Source organism: Phenylobacterium sp., from assembly GCF_041691455.1.
In the GTDB taxonomy this organism is placed as follows: domain Bacteria; phylum Pseudomonadota; class Alphaproteobacteria; order Caulobacterales; family Caulobacteraceae; genus Phenylobacterium.
In genome coordinates this window covers 522,201-540,165 of record NZ_JBEPUO010000001.1, presented here as the reverse complement: position 1 = coordinate 540,165, position 17,965 = coordinate 522,201, and the positions used below count along the sequence as shown (strand labels likewise).

The 17,965-nt window shown below is 71.1% G+C and carries 22 protein-coding genes and 2 pseudogenes; 7 read left to right on the top strand and 17 right to left on the bottom strand.

The window, feature by feature from the left end; all coding sequences use genetic code 11:
• Positions 1-11 precede the first annotated feature (11 nt).
• Complete coding sequence (locus tag ACESMY_RS02870; protein WP_372781963.1) at positions 12-707, top strand: PEPxxWA-CTERM sorting domain-containing protein; 696 nt, start codon at positions 12-14, stop codon at positions 705-707.
• A gap of 54 nt (positions 708-761) precedes the next feature.
• Here ACESMY_RS02870 and ACESMY_RS02865 read toward each other — a convergent pair whose 3' ends face one another.
• Positions 762-1,496, bottom strand: coding sequence for a hypothetical protein (locus ACESMY_RS02865; RefSeq protein WP_372781961.1), 735 nt, complete (start codon positions 1,494-1,496; stop codon positions 762-764).
• Positions 1,493-2,401 carry an aminotransferase class IV gene (locus ACESMY_RS02860; RefSeq protein ID WP_372781959.1) on the bottom strand — a complete coding sequence of 303 codons (909 nt, stop codon included), beginning with the start codon at positions 2,399-2,401 and terminating at the stop codon, positions 1,493-1,495. The genes ACESMY_RS02865 and ACESMY_RS02860 overlap by 4 nt, the downstream gene beginning before the upstream one ends.
• A 54-nt stretch (positions 2,402-2,455) precedes the next feature.
• Here ACESMY_RS02860 and ACESMY_RS02855 point away from each other — a divergent pair, with 54 nt between their 5' ends.
• Positions 2,456-3,667 carry a M24 family metallopeptidase gene (locus ACESMY_RS02855; RefSeq protein ID WP_372781957.1) on the top strand — a complete coding sequence of 404 codons (1,212 nt, stop codon included), beginning with the start codon at positions 2,456-2,458 and terminating at the stop codon, positions 3,665-3,667.
• Between the two features lie 2 nt (positions 3,668-3,669).
• On the opposite strand, the gene ACESMY_RS02850 is transcribed toward ACESMY_RS02855, so the two are convergent.
• Entirely contained in the window at positions 3,670-4,545 is an 876-nt protein-coding gene (locus ACESMY_RS02850) for a bifunctional regulator KidO (RefSeq protein WP_372781955.1), read from the bottom strand.
• A gap of 138 nt (positions 4,546-4,683) precedes the next feature.
• Here ACESMY_RS02850 and ACESMY_RS02845 point away from each other — a divergent pair.
• A pseudogene (locus ACESMY_RS02845) lies at positions 4,684-5,553 on the top strand (XdhC family protein); the annotation flags it as partial.
• Positions 5,554-5,576: 23 nt separating this feature from the next.
• Here ACESMY_RS02845 and glp read toward each other — a convergent pair.
• Genes glp through moaA form a run of 6 tightly spaced genes read right to left on the bottom strand, consistent with a single transcriptional unit; the run spans position 5,577 to position 9,508 of the window.
• A complete protein-coding gene (gene glp / locus ACESMY_RS02840) occupies positions 5,577-6,767 on the bottom strand; it encodes a gephyrin-like molybdotransferase Glp (RefSeq protein WP_372781953.1) in 1,191 nt (396 codons plus the stop codon).
• Positions 6,764-7,231, bottom strand: a complete 468-nt coding sequence (gene moaC / locus ACESMY_RS02835; protein ID WP_372781951.1) for a cyclic pyranopterin monophosphate synthase MoaC — start codon at positions 7,229-7,231, stop codon at positions 6,764-6,766. Before moaC ends, glp begins: the two co-directional genes overlap by 4 nt.
• A complete protein-coding gene (gene moaB, locus ACESMY_RS02830) occupies positions 7,228-7,776 on the bottom strand; it encodes a molybdenum cofactor biosynthesis protein B (RefSeq protein ID WP_372781949.1) in 549 nt (182 codons plus the stop codon). The genes moaC and moaB overlap by 4 nt, the downstream gene beginning before the upstream one ends.
• Positions 7,773-8,228, bottom strand: coding sequence for a molybdenum cofactor biosynthesis protein MoaE (locus tag ACESMY_RS02825; RefSeq protein ID WP_372781947.1), 456 nt, complete (start codon positions 8,226-8,228; stop codon positions 7,773-7,775). Before ACESMY_RS02825 ends, moaB begins: the two co-directional genes overlap by 4 nt.
• Complete coding sequence (locus ACESMY_RS02820; protein WP_372781945.1) at positions 8,225-8,464, bottom strand: MoaD/ThiS family protein; 240 nt, start codon at positions 8,462-8,464, stop codon at positions 8,225-8,227. The genes ACESMY_RS02825 and ACESMY_RS02820 overlap by 4 nt, the downstream gene beginning before the upstream one ends.
• Positions 8,465-8,467: 3 nt before the next feature.
• Positions 8,468-9,508, bottom strand: a complete 1,041-nt coding sequence (gene moaA / locus ACESMY_RS02815) for a GTP 3',8-cyclase MoaA (RefSeq protein ID WP_372781943.1) — start codon at positions 9,506-9,508, stop codon at positions 8,468-8,470.
• A 29-nt stretch (positions 9,509-9,537) separates the two neighbouring features.
• Here moaA and ACESMY_RS02810 point away from each other — a divergent pair, with 29 nt between their 5' ends.
• Positions 9,538-10,137, top strand: a complete 600-nt coding sequence (locus tag ACESMY_RS02810; protein ID WP_372781941.1) for an NTP transferase domain-containing protein — start codon at positions 9,538-9,540, stop codon at positions 10,135-10,137.
• 7 nt (positions 10,138-10,144) lie between these two features.
• Here the strand turns inward: ACESMY_RS02810 and proB are convergent, their stop codons facing one another.
• From proB to ACESMY_RS02780, 6 genes and pseudogenes are all read right to left on the bottom strand, one after another.
• Entirely contained in the window at positions 10,145-11,290 is a 1,146-nt protein-coding gene (proB, locus tag ACESMY_RS02805) for a glutamate 5-kinase (RefSeq protein ID WP_372781939.1), read from the bottom strand.
• A complete protein-coding gene (gene obgE, locus ACESMY_RS02800; protein ID WP_372781937.1) occupies positions 11,287-12,342 on the bottom strand; it encodes a GTPase ObgE in 1,056 nt (351 codons plus the stop codon). Before obgE ends, proB begins: the two co-directional genes overlap by 4 nt.
• A 179-nt stretch (positions 12,343-12,521) precedes the next feature.
• Positions 12,522-13,052, bottom strand: a complete 531-nt coding sequence (locus ACESMY_RS02795; protein ID WP_372781935.1) for a GNAT family N-acetyltransferase — start codon at positions 13,050-13,052, stop codon at positions 12,522-12,524.
• A gap of 127 nt (positions 13,053-13,179) precedes the next feature.
• Positions 13,180-13,470 (bottom strand): 50S ribosomal protein L27, encoded by a 291-nt coding sequence (rpmA, locus tag ACESMY_RS02790; RefSeq protein ID WP_372781933.1) that lies wholly within the window; start codon positions 13,468-13,470, stop codon positions 13,180-13,182.
• Between the two features lie 254 nt (positions 13,471-13,724).
• Positions 13,725-14,282 (bottom strand): annotated as a pseudogene (rplU, locus tag ACESMY_RS02785) (50S ribosomal protein L21); the annotation flags it as partial.
• Positions 14,283-14,464: 182 nt separating this feature from the next.
• Positions 14,465-14,833, bottom strand: a complete 369-nt coding sequence (locus tag ACESMY_RS02780) for a YccF domain-containing protein (protein ID WP_372781931.1) — start codon at positions 14,831-14,833, stop codon at positions 14,465-14,467.
• A gap of 179 nt (positions 14,834-15,012) precedes the next feature.
• Here ACESMY_RS02780 and ACESMY_RS02775 point away from each other — a divergent pair, with 179 nt between their 5' ends.
• Complete coding sequence (locus ACESMY_RS02775; protein ID WP_372781929.1) at positions 15,013-15,765, top strand: hypothetical protein; 753 nt, start codon at positions 15,013-15,015, stop codon at positions 15,763-15,765.
• Here the strand turns inward: ACESMY_RS02775 and ACESMY_RS02770 are convergent.
• A complete protein-coding gene (locus ACESMY_RS02770; protein WP_372781927.1) occupies positions 15,762-16,100 on the bottom strand; it encodes a hypothetical protein in 339 nt (112 codons plus the stop codon). The genes ACESMY_RS02775 and ACESMY_RS02770 overlap by 4 nt on opposite strands.
• Positions 16,101-16,213: 113 nt before the next feature.
• On the opposite strand from ACESMY_RS02770, the gene ACESMY_RS02765 reads away from it, so the two are divergent.
• Entirely contained in the window at positions 16,214-16,594 is a 381-nt protein-coding gene (locus ACESMY_RS02765) for a hypothetical protein (protein ID WP_372781925.1), read from the top strand.
• 72 nt (positions 16,595-16,666) lie between these two features.
• The gene (locus tag ACESMY_RS02760) at positions 16,667-16,906 is read left to right on the top strand and encodes a hypothetical protein (protein WP_372781924.1); all 240 of its coding nucleotides are present in this window, start codon (positions 16,667-16,669) and stop codon (positions 16,904-16,906) included.
• 11 nt (positions 16,907-16,917) lie between these two features.
• Here ACESMY_RS02760 and ACESMY_RS02755 read toward each other — a convergent pair whose 3' ends face one another.
• Positions 16,918-17,955 (bottom strand): HWE histidine kinase domain-containing protein, encoded by a 1,038-nt coding sequence (locus ACESMY_RS02755; RefSeq protein WP_372781922.1) that lies wholly within the window; start codon positions 17,953-17,955, stop codon positions 16,918-16,920.
• Positions 17,956-17,965: the final 10 nt, after the last annotated feature.

Sequence of the window (17,965 nt, the reverse complement as noted above, 5' to 3'; positions counted from 1 at the left end):
GGGAGCTTCCAGTGAATAAGAGATCAATAGGCCTCGGCGCGCTTTCAGCGGTCGCCGCGGCGGCCGCAGCGCTGGTGATGTCGACATCCGCCCAGGCGCAGGTCGTGTACAATGCGGACCTCGCCGCGCCGGGCGTCTACTTCGGGTCAGGCAATCCCAACGGCGCCTTCGCCGTCGACACAGTCGACGGAGTCGAGATCGGCCTTCGCGCGAAGATCTCGGGCGTGGCGCCGCAGGTCGTGCCGGTCGCCAACCTCTACGTCATCCCGATCGGCGACACCTTCAACTTCGACTATTCGATCAATCCCGACGTCGGCGGCTCGCAGGTCTCCCTGGCTTCGGTGACGGCGCTGCTCACCGTCACCAACCTCGCGAACGGCCACACCTTCAGCTACGACCCGTTCAACCCGGTGTTCGGCAACGCCACGAGCCTTTCGGCGCCGGGCGCGATCCAGAACAGCGAGAAGATCAGCTTCAACTTCCTGGGCATGGGCTACGACCCGAACCTGAACGACACCTTCAACATCACGCTCAGCCTCACCGGCCTGCCGAACGGCGACACCGCCTCGGTGACCAACATCGTGCAGGTCGGAACCGGCCTCGCCGTGCCGGAGCCGGCGACCTGGGCGATGATGATCGTGGGCTTCGCCGGGATCGGCGCGGGCCTGCGCCGCGCGCGCAAGGGCCCGGTCTCCGCGACCGCCTGACCGCATTCGCACGGCCATCGACCAAGAGACCGCCTCCGGGCGGTCTCTTTTTTGTCAGCCGCCGGACCCTCTGATCCGATAGCGGGCCAGCGCCTCGTAGTGCGGCCGGGCCTGGTCGGCGATCCGCTTCAGCGCGTCGGTCAGCGGCGGCGCCGGAGCCCGCTCGGACGCCTCGAAGCCCGTCGAGCGCTCCACCGCCTCGTACCAGGCCGGCGCCCAGACCCCGTCGCTGTCGCGCCGTCCGGCGCGCCAGCTCAGCATCTCATCCGTATACGGAATATCGACCGCGTCGCACAGCGCGGCGAGCATGCCCGGTGGGTCCGCCAGCACGTCGGCGCCCTCGACCACCGGCGGCGCGCGGCCCAGCCGATCGGCCTCGCGATCGAAAAGCTCGCGCTGCCGCACGACGCCGATGTCCTCCAGCGACACCTCCGCCCGCTTCTTCACGTAAGACGCCAGCACGCCCGCCGGATCGCGGATCAGGAAGGCGTTGCGGCAGGCCGCTGTCCATTCCACCCCGAAGCCCGGCAGCATGTGGTGGGCCATCTGCTTCTGGTAGAAGACCGCCGCCGGCGCGTCGCTGACCAGGCGCTCGGCCACCACCCGCCAGTCCTGCGCCTGCGAGGCCAGCACCTCGTCCCGCATCGGATGATCGAGCCCGGTCCCGGCCAGGTAGGCGGCGTAGAACGGCTCGTCGACCACCGCGCAGTCGGGACGGTTCTCGAAGCTGCGCATCATCGCCGTCGAGATGTTGCGCGGCCCCGACCACATGGCGATGCGGCGGGTCATGCGGCCTGGGCGTCCTTGAGCGCCTCGTAGAGCGCCCGAAGCCGCGCGGTCACCGGCCCCGGCGGGGCGTCCGGCAACACATGGCCGTCGATCTCCCGCACCGGCGTCAGTCCGCCGAAGGTGCCGGTCACGAAGGCCTCGTCCGCGGCGTGGACGTCGTCGAGCTCGAAGTCGCCGAGCGTGATCGGCACGCCGTTCTCGCGGCAGAGCGCGATCGCGTTGGATCGGGTCACCCCGTTGAAGCAGTAGTCGCCGGTGGAGGTCCGCACCCGTCCGTCCTTCACCCAGAAGAGGTTGGTGGCGTTGCAGCTCGAGACATGGCCATGGGGGTCGAGCATCAGCGCCTCGTCCGCCCCCGCCTCGATCGCCTCCAGAAGCGCGGTGATCAGAGACAGGCGCGAGTGGGAATTGATCCGCATGTCGAACATTTCGGCCGGCGTGCAACGGATCGTGCTGGTGGCGAGCGACAGGCCGCGCGTGACCACCGCGGGCGAGGGCTCCTTGTACTCCGCGGTGATGACGATGGTCGGCTTGCCCAGCCAGTTGCGCGGGTCCTGGTTGGCGGCGGCCTTCTCGCCGCGCGTCACCATCAGCCGCAGGTGCGCGCCGTGCTCCATGCGGTTGGCCGCCAGCGTCCGCCGGATTTCCAGGGTCAGCCGCTCCGGCGTCATGCCGATGTCGAGCGCGATCTTGTCGAGCCCCCAGAACAGCCGGTCGAGGTGGGCGTCGAGGAACAGCAGCGCGCCCTTGTGCAGCCGCAGGCCCTCCCAGACCCCGTCGCCCAGCACGAAGCCGGCGTCGAACACCGAGACCTTGGCCTCGGCGCGGGGCACGAGCGCCCCGTTCACATAGATCAGCAGGTCCGCGTTGCGCGGATCGGCGGCGAAATCCTGACTTCCAGCCATGGCCGCCGTTCTAAGGGGCGGCATAGAGTGAGGCCAGAGCAGAGGAACAGACGTATGAGCAGCGGCATCGGCGGATCGACGGCGGAGACGGAACTGGCGGCGCTCAAGCCCTGGCCCGATCCGGCGCCGGCGATCACCGCCGCCGAGCGCGGCGACCGGCTCCGCCACGCCCAGGCCCTGATGGCCGAGCTCGGCGCCGAGGCCCTGATCATTGGGGCGGGGGCGTCGCTGCGCTACTTCACCGGCGTCGGCTGGAACGCCACCGAGCGGCTGGTGGCGATGGTCCTGCCCCGCGAGGGCGGCCCGACGATGATCTGCCCCCGGTTCGAACTGGGGTCGCTGGAGGCCTCGCTGGGTGTCGACGCCCCGATCGCGCTCTGGGAAGAACACGAGAATCCTTACGCCCTCGTCGCCGGCGTCCTGGAGGCCGCGGGCGCCAAGACACTCGCCGTCGACCCGGCCCTGCCCTTCTTCGCCTTCCATGGCCTGCGCAAGGCCGCCCCCGGCGTGGCTCCCCTCGACGGCGCGCCGATCGTCGATGGCTGCCGGATGATCAAGTCGCCGGCCGAGCTCGCCCTGATGAGCCAGGCCAAGGCCATGACGCTGGAGGTCCACCGCCGGGCCGCGCGGATGCTGGCGGCCGGGATCACCACCACGGCCGTGCGCCGCTTCATCGACCAGGCGCACCGGGCGCTGGGCGCCGACGACGGCTCATCCTTCTGCGCGGTGCAGTTCGGGCTCGCCAGCGCCTATCCGCACGGCCTGCCCGGCGAGCAGAAGCTGGCCAGGGGCGACATCGTGCTGATCGACACCGGCTGCCGGGTGCAGGGCTACAACTCCGACATCACGCGGACCTATGTCTTCGGCGAGCCGAGCGCCGAGCAGCGCCGCGTCTGGGACGTCGAGAAGCGCGCCCAGGCCGCGGCTTTCGCGGCTGTGAAGCCGGGCGTGCCCTGCGAGGAGATCGACGCCGTCGCCCGGCGGGTCCTGGAGTCGGCCGGCTTCGGCCCCGACTACGCCCTGCCCGGCCTGCCGCACCGCACCGGCCACGGCATCGGGCTCTCGATCCACGAGGCGCCCTATCTGGTGCGCGGCGACAAGACCCCGCTGCAGCCCGGCATGTGCTTTTCCAACGAGCCGATGATCGTCCTGCCCGACGCCTTCGGCGTGCGGCTGGAGGATCATTTCTATGTGACGGAAACCGGCGCCGCCTGGTTCACCGAGCCGCAGCCCAGCCTCGACGAGCCGTTCAGGGCGAAGAACTGAGCTTAAGCCGCGGCCCAGGCGCGGGGATCGAGCGCCACGGGATCGTCGAGCGCCATCTCGTCCCAGTCGAGGTCCGGCGGCGGGCTCATGCCGGCGGCGATAACGGCGGACATCTCGGCGGCCGAGGCCACGCCCACCAGAACGGCGGAGGCCTCCGGGCGCGACAGCGCGAAGCCCAGCGCGGCCTGCAGCGGGTCAGACCGGCCCTCGGCGATCAACCTGCGAGCGCGGCTGATGCGGCCGGCGGCGGCCTTCAGATGGTTCGGCGCCCGGTCGGGCGGCAGGAACAGCAGGCCGTTCAGGAAGATCGAGCGCAGGTGCACCTCGATATCCATGCCGGCAAGCTCGGCCAGGGTGCCGTCGATCAGCATCCGCTGGTCGAGCAGCGAGGCCGGGGCCTGCACCACGTCCGGCTTGAACCGGCGCGCCAGGCCCACCGGGTCGTCGGAGGCGTAGACCGAGACGCCGATCTTCTTGCAGAGCCCCTCGTCCTTCAGCTTGCGCAGGCGTTCCCACATCTCGGGGCCCTGGGCGCTGAAGAGGTCGGTGGCGGAGGGCGCCAGGATCGCGTCGACCTGGGAGACCCCGAGGCGGGCGAGCTGCGCACGGATTTCGGTCTCCACCAGGTCTGGGCCCCGGTCGGGGCGCACGGTGGTGACGGTCAGGCGGAAGGGCTGCGGCTTGGGCAGCACCTGGCCCAGGGTGATCTCGGCGGAACTCGGATGACGGCCGACTTCCAGGAACGTCAGGCCGGAGCGCGCCGCGATCGCCAGTATCTCGCGGGCTTCGGCGTCGCGCGGACGGCCGCGGGCCCCGGCCTGCTGATCGAGGCCGAACTGCCCGGACCCGAGGCCCAGCTTGTTGATCGGTGACGTCATGTCTGCGGTGGCGACTTGAGCAGTTCCTACGAGACGCCATCTTGGGCCTATGATGCCTAAGAAGCCGTATCCAGGACCTTTCCAGGGGGTTAAAACTTGAGCGTCCGCGACCCCCTCCCCGAGTGGCCTCTGTTCGGCATGACGGGCGACGTCCGGCCCACCCTGCGACAGGTCAGCCAGGCGGGGGAAGCCTGCACGCTGGCGACCCTGATCGCGGTGGAAGGCGGCGGTCCGCGGCCGGTCGGAACCCAGATGGTCTTCGCCCCCGGCGTCACCGCCGGCTACTTCTCCGGCGGCTGCGTGGAGTCCGACGTCGCGGACCACGCCTTCGCCTGCCTGGCCGACGGCGAGCCGCGGACGCTGGTCTATGGCGAAGGCAGTCCCTGGCCGGACATCCAGCTGCTCTGCGGGGCCCGGATCGAGATCTTCCTCGAACGGGTCGCGCCGGACGACCCGGCCCTGGCCGAGCTGCTCTCCGCCCAGGCCGAGCGCCGCCCCGTCGTCTGGGTCAGCGACGGCCGGGCGCGGGAATGCGCCGCCGACGTCTCGCCCTGGATGGAGGTCCAGGTTCTGCGCCATCACCAGCCGGCGCCGCGGCTGATCGTGGTGGGCGGCGACCCCACGGCGCTGGCCATCGCCCAACTGGGCGCCCTGTCGGAGTTCGAGACCACGCTGGTGCGGCCCAAGGGCCCGATCGCCGGGCCGCCGATCGCGGGCGTCGGCTACAGCCGCGCCGAGCCGGAGGCCGCCTTCGCCGCGATCGGCGTCGACGAATGGACCGCCATCGCCATCGCCACGCACGACCTGGAGACCGACCGCACAGCGTTGCGCGCCGCCTTGCCGTCGAGGGCGGGCTATGTGGGCCTCCTGGGCGCGCGCCGCCGGATCGCCGACCGCCTGGCGCCGCTCCGCGCCGAGGGCGCGCCGGAGGCGGCCTTCGGCAAGCTCCGCGCCCCCATCGGGCTCGACATCGGCGGAAAGGCCCCCTGGGAGGTCGCCGTGTCGGTGATCGGCGAGATCATGGCCCTGCGCTATGCGCGCGACAGCGGCAGCGCCTCGACCACGGTCCCCGCCGGCGCGGCCTCGGCCCCCGCCAGCCTTCGCAGCAGCGCGTCGGAGGCCGCAAAGACGCTGACCAGCGAGGAGTCCTGATCGCGGTAGGGCGTCACGGTCACCCCGCCGTCAGCATAGGCCAGCTTCGCCCGCATCCAGTGCTCGCGGGAACCGTTGGCCGGCAGGTCGTGGGCCAGGCGCGCGGTGATCGTCACAGGATCGGTCGCCGCGCCCTGGTAGGCGCTGAGGATGGGCTTCAGGAACATCTCGGCGCAGACGAAGGCCGAGGCCGGGTTGCCCGGCAGGCCCAACAGCCGCCGCCCGTCGCCCAGCACCCCGAAGAAGGTCGGTTTGCCCGGCCGCACATTGACGCTCTCCACCCGCAGCGAAAGGCCGAGCGCCTGGGCGGCGGCGCGCACCAGGTCGTGATCGCCCACCGACGCCCCGCCCACCGTCACCACCAGATCGGCGTCGGCGTCCGTGAGCGCGGCGATCACCGCCTCCAGCTCGTCGCGCACCGGCTTGGCGCGGATCACCGTCGCGCCCCAGCCCTCGATCATCGCAGCGAGCGCCGGGACGCCCGAATCGTAGATCTGGAAGGGTCCGGGCGTGGCCGGGGCCTCGACGATTTCCTCGCCGGTGGAGAGCAGGGCCACGCGCGGGCGGGCATGGACGGCGACCGTGGCGCGGCCGGCCGACGCGGCCAGCGACAGCCGCCAGGGATCGATCCGGACGCCCCGCTCCAGCAGAACCGCGCCGGCCTTGAAGTCGCCGCCCGCCGGCCGCACGAAATGGCCCGCCTCGACCGCCGGGACCCGCACGGCGTCGCCCTGCCGCTCGGCGTCCTCCTGGATGACGATGGCGTCGCAGCCTTCCGGCACGGCGGCGCCGGTGAAGATGCGCACCGCCTCGCCCGCACCCACCCGCCCCTCATAGCCGTGGCCCGCCGCGCTCTCGCCGACGATCTTCAGCGCGCCCGGCCCGTCGGCGGCCCGCACCGCCCAGCCGTCCATGGCCGAGGCCGCGAACGGCGGCTGGTCGCGGACGGCGGCGACGTCCTCGGCCAGCACCCGCCCGATGGATTGGCCGAGCGGCGCCTGCTCAACCGGCAGGGCGGCGATCTCCGCCAGCATGCGCGCGCGGGCGTCGTCAACCGCCAGCAGCTTCACGCCGCCCAGTCTCCGCTCTTGCCGCCGGTCTTGGAGACTAGCCGCACGGCCTCGATGACCATGCCCTTCTCGGCGGCCTTCAGCATGTCGTAGAGGGTCAGACAGGCGACCGACACCGCGGTCAGGGCCTCCATCTCGACGCCGGTCGGACCCGTGGTCTTGACCCGCGCGGTGACGGCGAGACCCCCGTCGCCCGGTTCGACCCGCACCTCGACCTTCGACAGCGCCAGGGGATGGCACATCGGGATCAGGCTGGAAGTTTGCTTCGCGGCCATGACGCCGGCGATTTCGGCCACCGCGCGGACGTCGCCCTTCTGGCCCTCGCCGGAGAGCGCCAAAGCGAGCGTCGCCGGCGACATTCGCAGGAAGCCCTCGGCCACGGCCTCGCGGGCGGTGGCGGCCTTGTCCGAGACGTCGACCATCCGCGCGCGGCCGGTCTCGTCGAGGTGGGTGAGCTTGCTCACGTCTCCAGGAGCCTCGGCATCAGCTCGACCATGTTGCAGGGGCCGTGGCGGCTGTCGAGCTGGGCGGCGATCACCTTGTCCCAGCCGTCCTTCACCGCCCCGTTGGAGCCCGGCAGGCAGAAGACGAAGACGCCCTTGACGATCCCGGCCGTCGCGCGGCTCTGCAGGGTCGACAGCCCCACCGTCTGATAGCTGACCAGATGGAAGATCACCGAGAAGCCGTCGATCTTCTTGTCGAACAACGGCTCGACCGCTTCCGGCGTCACGTCGCGGCCGGTGATGCCGGTGCCGCCGGTGGTGATGATCGCCTCGACGAACCCCGAGGCCACCCAGGCCTCGATCTTCTCGCGGATCTCCACGACCGAGTCCTTGACGATGGCCTTGTCGGCGAGTTCGTGGCCCGCGGCCTTCACCCGCTCGGCCAGCACATGGCCGGAGGTGTCGCTCTCCTCGTCGCGGGTGTCGGAAATGGTCAGGACCGCGATGCGGACCGGCTTGAGGGCCTGTTTCTCGTCGACGCGGCCGCCGGGGGTCAGGGGGTTCATGCGGAGGTCTCCTTTTCCCAGCGCGCCAGGTCGGCGTGGTCCTCAGGCCGGGGCTCGACCCAGCGGGCGCCGTCCGGGCCGTGCTCCTTCTTCCAGAAGGGCGCCTTGGACTTCAAGTAGTCCATCAGGAAGTCGCAGGCCTCGAAGGCCGCCCGACGATGGCGCGCGGCGGTGGCGACGAAGACGATCGGATCGCCGGCCGGGATCTGGCCGACCCGGTGCAGGACCATCAGGTCGATGAGCTCGAAACGCACGCGGGCGCGGGCGGCGATCTCCTCGATCCGCGCCTCGGTGAAGCCGGGATAGGCCTCGAGCTCCAGCAAGGTCGTCGCGCCGGCGTCGGCGCGGGCGAGGCCGGTGAAGCTGGCGATCGCCCCCACCTCGCCGCGCCCTTTGCTGAACGCGCTCAGCAGCGCGCCTGGATCGAAGGGGTCGAAGGTCAGCCGGATCATCCGCCGCTCATCGGAGGCAGGAAGGCGACCTCGGTCGCCGCGTTGAGGGGCGCGTCGCCCCGGACGATGACCTGGTCCAGCGCCACCTGCACGCCGGGCCCGGCCAGGGCCTCGCCGAGCCCTGCGTCCTCGGCGGCCAGCTTGGCGCGCAGGGCGGACAGGAACGGGCTTTCGACCTGCCGGTCGCGCCAGCCGGCCACGTCGCTCAGGCGCCCGAACAGCAGGACGCGGGCCACGGCCTAGCCTCCCGTGGTCGACATGTGCCGGGCCACGGCCGGGGGCGAGGCGCGGGCGATGTGGAAGTCGTGGCCCTTGGGCTTGGCGTCGACGGCGTTGCGGATGGCCTCCACCAGGCCGGCGTCCGAGGCGCCGCCGCGGATCACCGCGCGCAGGTCGGCCGCGTCCTCCTGGCCCAGGCAGGTATGCAGGGTGCCGGTGCAGGTCAGCCGCACCCGGTTGCAGGCCTCGCAGAAATTGTGGCTGAGCGGGGTGATGAAGCCGAGCCGCCCGCCGGTCTCGGCCACCTCGACATAGCGGGCCGGGCCGCCGGTGGTGACGGCCAGGTCGCTGAGCGTCCAGAAGCTTTCCAGCTCGGACCGGAGCGCGGTCAGCGAGAGGTATTGGTCGGTGCGGTCGGCCTCGACCTCGCCCATCGGCATGGTCTCGATCAGGGTCACGTCCGCGCCCCGCCCATGCGCCCAACGGATCAGGTCGGGCAGCTCGGCGGCGTTGTCATCCTTCAGCGCCACGGCGTTGATCTTGACCTTCAAGCCGGCCGCCTGGGCCGCGTCGATCCCAGCCACCACCTTGGCGAGGTCGCCGCCGCGGGTCAGGGTCCGGAAGAGGTCCGGCTTCAGGGTGTCGAGCGAGACGTTGATCCGCCGCACGCCGGCTTCGGCGAGCTCGCCGGCGAACTGGGCGAGCTGGGTGCCGTTGGTGGTCAGGGTGATCTCGTCGAGCGCGCCCGATTTCAGGTGCCGGCCCAGGCTCCGGAAGAGACCCATCACGCCCTTGCGCACCAGGGGCTCGCCGCCGGTGATCCGCAGCTTGCGGGTCCCCAGGCCCACGAAGGCGCTGGCGACGCGGTCGAGCTCCTCCAGCGTCAGCACCTCAGCCTTCGGCAGGAAGACCATGTGCTCGCTCATGCAATAGACGCAGCGCAGGTCGCAGCGGTCGGTGACCGAGACGCGCAGATAGGTCACCGTGCGCCCGAAGCTGTCGGTCAACGCGCCTGCGGGCGTGCTTTGGCCTTGCGGCGAAGAGGCGTCATAGGGCGTCATAGGCCTGCAAACATAGAGAGGAAGCGGCCTTGGCGACAGGGGGGAACCCGATCCAGGCCTTCGAAGCCGTCGTGCTGGCCGCGGGTTCGGGCTCGCGGTTCGGCGGCGGCAAGCTGACAGCCGCCTGGGACGCGGGCGTCCTGCTGGAGGGCGCGCTCGCCGCGGCCTTCGCCGCGCCCGTACGCAGCGTGACCGTGGTGATCGGCGCGGACGCCAAGGCCGTGGCGGCCGCCGCCCGCGACTTCGACGCGCGTGCGGTCATCGTCCACGCCGCCGACCACGCCGAGGGCATGGGGGCCTCGCTCCGCACCGGTATCGCCAGCCTGCCCGCCGACGCCGCCGGCGCCTTCGTCTTCCTGGGTGACATGCCGCGCGCGCCGCACGCCGTGCTGCAGCCCATGGCCGACGCCGTCAACGCCGGCGCGCTCGCCGCCGCCCCGGTGTTCCAGGGCCGCCGCGGCAACCCGGTGCTGCTCAGCCGAGAGCTCTTCCCGCAACTCCTGTCGCTCACCGGCGACGCCGGCGCCCGCGGCGTCCTGCAGGCGCTCGGCGACCGCCTGGCCCTGGTGGAGAGCCCCGACGACGGCGTGCTTTTCGACGTGGATCGGATCGAGGACCTGAGAAAATAGCTCGGAGTCAGGCCTGGGCCCCGGCGTGGGCGGCCAGCGCCAGGTCGTCGGCGTGGACCAATGGCCCGCTTGTATAGCCGAGCGCCGCCTCTATCGCCTCGCTCTTCAGGCCACAGATACGTTCCGCGTCCTCGGCCTCGTAGCGGACCAGGCCGCGGGCGATCTCGTGGCCGGCTTCGTTGCGGATCACCACCGCATCGCCCTTGTCGAAGCGGCCCTCGGTGCGGCGGACGCCGGCGGCCAAGAGGCTCTTGCCGCGCCGCACGGCCTCGGCCGCGCCGTCGTCGACCACCAGGGCGCCGGCGGGCGCGAGCGAGCCCGCGATCCAGGCCTTGTAGGCGGCGGCCGGCGTCGTGGAAGGTTCGATGATCGTCGAACGTTCACCGTCCTCCACCGCCTGCAGCGGCGAGGGACGATGGCCGAGCGTGATGACCGTGGCGCAGCCCGCGGCGCTGGCGATCCGGGCGGCGGCGAGCTTGGTGGCCATGCCGCCGGTGCCCATGCCCGCGGAGGCGTCGGCCCCGCCGGCCATGGCCTCGATCTGCGGCGTCAGGCGCGCCACCCGCGGCAGGTGTTCGGCGGCCGGATTGCGGCGTGGGTCGGCGGTGTAGAGCCCGTCCACGTCGGAGAGCAGGACCAGGAAGTCGGCGCCGATCATCTGGGCCACGCGGGCGGCCAGTCGGTCGTTGTCGCCGTACCGGATCTCTTCGGTGACCACCGTATCGTTCTCGTTGACCACCGGCACGACGCCCAGGGCCAGCAGGGTCTCGACGGTCGCCCGGGCGTTCAGCCAGCGGCGGCGGACCTCGGTGTCGTCGCGGGTGAGCAGCACCTGGGCGGCGTGGATGCCGTGCGGCTCCAGGGCCTCCTCCCAGGCGCGCATCAGGGCCGACTGGCCGGCGGCGGCGGCGGCCTGTTTCTCCGGCAAGGTGAGCGCGCGCTTCGGCAGCGAGAGGCGCCGGCGGCCGAGCGCAACGGCGCCGGAGGAGACCACCAGCACCTGCTGGCCGCGCGCCCGCAGCCGGGCCACATCGGCGGCGAAGGCCCCCAGCCAATGGCGATCCGCCCCCTCCGCACCGACCAGCAGGGCGGAGCCGACCTTGACGACGATCCGCTTGGCCGCCGCCAAGTTTGCCGAGGAGGGCTCGGTCACGGCGCCCAGTCCTCTGGCGCCTGGCCGCTCGCCTCCAGCGCGTCGGCGGCTTCCTCGCCCTTGCGGGCGCGGACCAGCGCATAGGCCTCGCGCAGGAGCTCGGTCACGCCCTCGCCGGATACGCCGGAGACCTGGCGCACCTTGGCGCCCGAGGCCTTGGCCAGCGCCTTGGCCTTGGCCTTGCGGGTTTCCTTGTCCAGCGCATCGACCTTGGAGAGCACCAGGAACTCGGTCTTGTCGCCCAGCTCCTCGCCATAGTTCTCCAGCTCGTGGCGGACCGTGCGCCAGGCCTCCACCACGTCGTCCTGGGTGCCGTCGACCAGGTGGATCAGGGTCGCCGTGCGCTCGACGTGACCCAGGAACCGGACGCCCAGGCCCGCGCCCTCGGAGGCGCCCTCGATCAGGCCCGGGATGTCGGCCAGGATGAACCGCTCGCCCACCGACAGGTCGACCATGCCGAGGTTGGGGGCCAGCGTCGTGAACGGATAGTCGGCGATCTTCGGCTTGGCGGCGCTGGCGGCGGCCAGGAAGGTCGACTTGCCGGCGTTGGGCAGGCCCACCAGCCCCACGTCGGCGATCAGCTTCAGGCGCAGCCAGATCCACTGCTCCTCGCCGTCCTGGCCGGGGTTGGCGTAGTGCGGCGCCTGGTTCACCGGGCCCTTGAAGTGGGTGTTGCCGAAACCGCCGTTGCCGCCCTTCAAGAGACGCACTCGCTGGCCGGCGGTGTCCATGTCGAGCAGCAAGGTCTCCTTGTCCTCGGCGAACACCTGGGTGCCGACCGGCACGCGCAGCACCGAGTCCTCGCCGTTCGCGCCGTGACGGTTGCGGCCCATGCCGTGGATGCCGGTCTCGGCCTTGAAGTGCTGGTGGTAGCGGAAGTCGATCAGGGTGTTCAGGCCCTCGACGGCCTCAATCCAGACGTCGCCGCCCCGGCCGCCGTTGCCGCCGTCCGGGCCGCCGTACTCGATGTACTTCTCCCGCCGGAACGACACGGCCCCGCCGCCCCCGTTGCCGGAGCGGATGTAGATCTTGCACTCGTCGAGGAACTTCATGACGCGCGGGCCTTAGCACAGATCGCCGCGAAGCGGCTTTGGGAACCACGGAAGACACGGAAAACACGGAAAAGAATGCGCTTCGCGCTGGGGGCTGGTGAGGCTGCCTTCCGTGCCATTTCCGTGTTTTCCGTGGTTCAAAAAGATAGAGACCCCGCTCACGCGGGGCCCCGTTCAGTCTAGGCCAGCCACACCATCATCCGCGTGGGCACGTCGTCCCGGGCGCGGGCGACCGAGGGGCGGATCTCCACATCGCCGGTGTAGAGGAAGCCGGCCTTGCAGAGCACCTGGCCGGACGCCGGGTTGTCGGCGAAGTGGCCGGCGACCACGACGTGCTTGCGCCAGTCGCGCTTCACCCACTTCAGGGCGCCGCGCACCGCCTCGGTGGCGTAGCCCCGGTTCCAGAACGGCCGGCCGAGCCAGAAGCCCAGCTCCGGCCGCTCGCCGGCCACCAGGCCGATCCCGCCCACCACGCCGAAGACGTGGTGCTCGATCACCCACGAGGCCTCGCGGTCCCAGTCGGTTTTCTGGGCGCGCGCGATGAAGGCCTCGGCGTCGGCCGAGTCATAGGGGTGCGGGATGCGCCCGGTCATCCCGGCCACATTGAGGTCGGAGGCCAGGGCGACGATCGCCGGAGCGTCGGTCACCACCGGGCCCCGAAGGACCAGCCGTTCCGTGGAGACCACGGGTGTCACTTCAATCGCGCACATTTTCTACCTCCCGGCCCTCTGAGTCGGGGCCCAAAACGAAAAGCGGGGAGCCCGGCTGTCCGGACTCCCCGCTTGGGTTCGTCTGTCCGGTTCAGCCCGTAGGCGAAACCGGAGAAAGGCGGTTTCGCTACTTGGTCTTGGTGTTCATCTGGTCAGCGGCGGCCGGGGCCGGCACGACGTTCACGTAGGTTCGGTCGTCACGCTTGGTGATGAACTTCACGGCGCCAGTCGCCGTGGCGAAAAGGGTGTGGTCCCGGCCAAGGCCCACGTTGTCGCCCGGCCAGAACTTGGTGCCGCGCTGACGCACGAGGATGTTGCCGGCGAGCACCGCTTCGCCACCGAACTTCTTCACGCCGAGGCGCTGACCGGCGGAATCGCGCCCGTTGCGCGAGGAGCCGCCTGATTTCTTGTGAGCCATTGCGCTCTCCTAAACCTGAGCCGGCCTTACTTGGCCGACTTGTCCTTCTTCGGGGCGGCGGCGGCCTTCTTCGGCGCAGCAGCCTTCTTCTCGGTGGCGGTGGCCTTCGCAGGCGCCGCCTTCTTCGGAGCCGCCTCGGCCTTCGCGGCGGGCTTCGCCTTGGCGGCCGGCTTGGCCTCAGCCGTGGCGGCCGGCTTCGCACCAGCCTTGGGGGCGGCCTTCGCGACAACCTTGGCGGCCGGAGCCGGCTTGGCTTCCGTCTTCGGCGCCGGAGCAGCCTTGGCGGCCGGTTCAGCGGCCTTCGGGGCGGGCTTGGCGGCGGCGGGCTTGGCGGCCTTGGCCGGCTTCACGGCCGTGACCTTGGAGGTCTGCACCTTGGCGGCCGCGGCGGCCTCACGCTGGGCCTCCGGGCTCACGAACACCAGGCCGCGGGCCCGCGCGTCGAGCTCGCCCTTGGTGGTCAGGTCGACCTTGCCGTCCCACTTCACTTCCTTGCCGTCGGCGCCGGTGATGCCGACCACGCGCAGCGCGGTCTCGTGCTGACGGTGGCCGCGGGTGCGGCGATAGCCCTGGCGGCGGATCTTCTTGAAGATCTTGACCTTCTCGCCCTTGCGGGTTTCGACCAGGGTCGCCGAGACGGACGCGCCCTTCACGGTCGGGGCGCCGATCACCACGGCGTCGCCTTCGCCCACCATGAGCACGTCGCCGAACGAGACGTTCGCGCCGGGCTCGCCCGCGAGCTTTTCGACAACCATCAGATCGCCGGGGGAAACCCGGTACTGCTTGCCGCCGGTTTTGATCACCGCGTACATCGGTCTAGCCTTCGAATTCAGAGTGTATGTGCAAAACGGAATGCGCCCGCGAGATGGCCCGCGGGCGAGAGCGGCGGACTTATACGCACGCGAGCGGGAGTGTCAACGCGAGAGGGGGCGTCGGACCGCCGAGCCGCCCCATAATCTTCGGCGCGAAGGCCGCCATGCGGACCCGCCGCGCCTCAGACCTCCACCACCGCCTTGCCGACCGGGGTCAGGGAGAGGATCGCCAGCTTCACGTGCTGCCAGGCGAACGGCAGTCCGATGATGGTGACCGCCAGCGCACAGGCCAGCACGATGTGGTGCAGCGCCAGCCACCAGCCGGCGAGCAGCAGCCACAGGATATTGAGCACCAGGCTCGCCGCGCCGACGTCGCGGTCGACGACGATCTTGCCGAACGGCCAGTAGCTGAAACCGGCGATGCGGAAGGCGGCCGGCGTCCAGGGCAGACCCACGACAGTGATCGCCAGGATCGCGCCTGCCAGCAGCCACAGCGAGCCGGAAATCCAGCCGCCGAAGATAAACCACAGAACGTTCAGCAACAGTCGCATGGGGCCGCTCCAACCGGGGAAAGACGTCTTTATCACAGCGCAGGCGCGTCCCTAGCCGCCCGGGCCACAGCCGCCCTGGGAAAGGCGGCGCGGGCGCGCGCAACTTGAGGCATAGTCCGGGCCTCTGCCTCGCGCAGGGCGGTACTCGCGTCCCCCCGAAACGCCTGCGGATCCTGCGCATGAACGAGGACCTGGAAGCCCAACGCCTCGCAGCCGAGATCGACAAGCTGAAGGCCGAGACCGAGAGTCTTCGGCGCCCGCCGCCGTTGCAGAAGTATATCGTCTACGCGGCAGTAGTCGGCGCCTTGAGCGGGGTCGCCGCCATCCTGCAGGTTGGACTGCAGCTGCGGACCCTGACCTACGATCAGCTCCAAAAGCGCTTCGAGATCGAAAACCAGACGATCGACGCCCGGGCGGCGGCGGACCGCGCGCGGAGCGACGAGACGGCCGCGCGAGCGACCCTGGCCGCGGAGCAGCAGAAATTCCAGGTCGTGGCCGCCCAGCTCTCCGACGCCGTCGAAAAGAAGCGCGAGGCCAACGACGCGGAGTCGGCCTACCGGAGCGCGCTCGCCAAGAGCGTCGGGCAAAAGCAGGCCCTGGCCGGTCACGCCGCCGGCGCGCCCTCGGCGACGCGCGGCGTGGTGCAGATATTCCTGAGGCAGGGGGCGTCCGCCGGATCGGCCTGCGCGGACCTCCTGAGCCGGAACGGCCTGTCCGTGGGCGGCGTGGAGCAGGTCTCGCACGGTCCGCGGAACGACGAGGTGAAGTACTTCTGGCCCGGCGACGAAGCGATGGCCCGCACCGTCGGGAACCTGGTGGCGGGATGCGGCCTGAAGGTGCCCGACTTCAACCTTATGCTCATCACCGACGATCCTGGGTCGGCGAGTTCCCCGCACAAATATGTGGAGCTCTGGGTCGGGACCGCCCGCTAGAGCCGAGGCGGCGCCCGCTCCGGCGACCGCTGCTGGGTCAGGCGCGGCTTATAGTGGGCGGCGATGTCGCGCTGCTCGGCTTCGCGGACCGCGGCCGAGACATTGAGGCGGGTATAGAGGTGCATCTCGCCGTACTTCGCGACGGCGCGCTTCCAGTCGGTCATGGCGCTGGACAGGTCGTTGGTGGCGGCCACCGACAGGATCGCCACGCCGTCCGCGGCCTCCCGCACATAGGCGTAGTTCCCGGCGATCGGCGTGCTCACCACGCCGCCCGGGGCCAGCCGGAACCGATAGACGGCGCCGGACGCGCCCTGCAGATCCACGAAAGCCTTCACGACAACAACTCCCAACCAGACCCCAACGCACGTGGCCCCAATATCGCCCCTTCGTGCGTCGAGACTGTGGCTCGCGTCAAAAATCCGCTTCACAGAAACGTCAGGCGACCCCCTTGCTGCACGACCGCTTCCTCAGTTCGCGCTCCCGGACGCGCAACGGCTCGCCGCTGGGCCGCGTCTTCAGCGTGATCCGCCAGACCTGGTTGGTCACCGACGATCCCAAGAAGACCAAGCCCAGGGAACAGGCGCTCGCCACCCACCGCACAGCATCGGACGCCGCCGACCTCGCCCGCGACGCCGCCAGCGCCTTCCGCAGCCACGGCTTCCACAAGCCGAGCGGGGCCTGGTGGGCCGCGGACGGCGAACTCTTCCACCGGTTCCAGGTGGCCGGGGACCGCCGTGTCCGCGCCACACCGGTGCTTCTGGGCCTCGGCGTCGCCGCGCTGGCGCTCACCGCGCTCGGCGCGGCCTTGCGCAAGACGCCACAAGGGTGATGTAGAAGAAGGCGCGTCCTCGAGGACGTCTCTCCCCGTCAACACACGGTCGCCGATGACCGCCCAGGACCCATGACCGAGCCGCCCCGCCGACCCATCTTGCGCCTGAAGACCGCGCTCGCCCCCAAGGCCGCCGCGCCGCTCGCCTGGCGGTGCAAGCCCTGCGGCGCCGCCGTCGAGGTGGCCCCGGCGCTCGCGGACGAGGACGAGGTGCGCTGCCCGTCGTGCAACGCCGCGCTTGGACGCGCCGGCCAGTTCCGGGCCGACCCGCCCCAGCTTCAGCGCATACGGGCGCGCCTGGCGGGCGGCTAGGCCTCGCCCGGTCAGAGTTCCAGCGACAGGGTCAGTTCGGCGCGCAGGCCCTCGGGCCGCCAGTCGTAGGCCACCTCGCCGCCCACCTGCCGGGTCAGCTGCGAGATGAGCCGCGAGCCGAAGCCCTCGCGGTCCGGCGCCGCCGCCGCGGGACCGCCGTCTTCCGACCAGCTCAGGGTGAGGCCGCCGGCCGGCGTCTTCTCCCAGGCGATGGTCAGAGCCCCGGTATCGGTGGAGAGCGCGCCGTACTTGCTGGCGTTGGTGGCCAGCTCGTGGATGATCATGCTCATCGCCTGCACATGCTCGGCCTGCAGCAGGACCTGGGGCCCGGCGAGGCTGTACTTCCCCGGCTGCGACAGGGAGGCGAGCGCGCCCTCGATCACGTCGCGCAACGAGGCGCCTTCCCACCGCCGCGCGGCGAGCGAGGTCTGGGCGCGGGCCAGGGCCTCGACGCGGCCGTCCACCACCCGCCGGAAATCCTCGAGGTTCGCCGCCGTGGTGAGGCGCACGAAGGACTGCACGACGGTGAGCGCATTGCGGGCGCGGTGGTCGACCTCGCGCATCAGCAGAGAGCGGGCCTCTTCGCTGCGGCGCTCCAGCACCTCGCCGGTCACGTCCTGCACGGCGCTGACGATGTGGGTCACCTGGCCGTCCGGGCCGATCACCGGCGAGTTGGTCGCCGACCAGTAGCGCTCGTCGGGCTCGCCGCCTTCGGTCTGCACCGGATAGGCGCGGACCGCCATGTTGTCGGAAGCCTTGGTCGCCATCACCGCCCCCAGCGAGGTGCGGACCGCCTCGACGAACTCGGCGACGGCCGGCGGCGCGTCGGCCGGGAAGACCTCGAGCACGCCCCAGCCCTCCAGCGCCTCGGGCGTCGTCCCGAAGGCCGCGGCGTGCGCCGCGTTCACCGCCAGCATGGTGTATTTGGGCGGGTCGGCGGCGATCAGCAGCAGCGGACGCGGCGAGGCGTCGAACACCGCCCGGAAATCCACCGCCGCCTGGAGACGCAGTGTCTGCGCCGCCTCGGGCGCGGTAGGCTCGTCCGACACATCCACGCTC

Coding starts and splice junctions, on each gene's coding strand:
- obgE (WP_372781937.1), bottom strand. CDS start 12,342: ATGAAGTTCCTCGACGAGTGCAAGATCTACATCCGCTCCGGCAACGGG.
- moaB (WP_372781949.1), bottom strand. CDS start 7,776: ATGAACCCCCTGACCCCCGGCGGCCGCGTCGACGAGAAACAGGCCCTC.
- ACESMY_RS02760 (WP_372781924.1), top strand. CDS start 16,667: ATGACCGAGCCGCCCCGCCGACCCATCTTGCGCCTGAAGACCGCGCTC.
- moaA (WP_372781943.1), bottom strand. CDS start 9,508: ATGACGCCCTATGACGCCTCTTCGCCGCAAGGCCAAAGCACGCCCGCA.
- ACESMY_RS02850 (WP_372781955.1), bottom strand. CDS start 4,545: ATGACGTCACCGATCAACAAGCTGGGCCTCGGGTCCGGGCAGTTCGGC.
- ACESMY_RS02855 (WP_372781957.1), top strand. CDS start 2,456: ATGAGCAGCGGCATCGGCGGATCGACGGCGGAGACGGAACTGGCGGCG.
- ACESMY_RS02795 (WP_372781935.1), bottom strand. CDS start 13,052: ATGTGCGCGATTGAAGTGACACCCGTGGTCTCCACGGAACGGCTGGTC.
- ACESMY_RS02865 (WP_372781961.1), bottom strand. CDS start 1,496: ATGACCCGCCGCATCGCCATGTGGTCGGGGCCGCGCAACATCTCGACG.
- ACESMY_RS02780 (WP_372781931.1), bottom strand. CDS start 14,833: ATGCGACTGTTGCTGAACGTTCTGTGGTTTATCTTCGGCGGCTGGATT.
- rpmA (WP_372781933.1), bottom strand. CDS start 13,470: ATGGCTCACAAGAAATCAGGCGGCTCCTCGCGCAACGGGCGCGATTCC.
- ACESMY_RS02775 (WP_372781929.1), top strand. CDS start 15,013: ATGAACGAGGACCTGGAAGCCCAACGCCTCGCAGCCGAGATCGACAAG.
- ACESMY_RS02825 (WP_372781947.1), bottom strand. CDS start 8,228: ATGATCCGGCTGACCTTCGACCCCTTCGATCCAGGCGCGCTGCTGAGC.
- ACESMY_RS02860 (WP_372781959.1), bottom strand. CDS start 2,401: ATGGCTGGAAGTCAGGATTTCGCCGCCGATCCGCGCAACGCGGACCTG.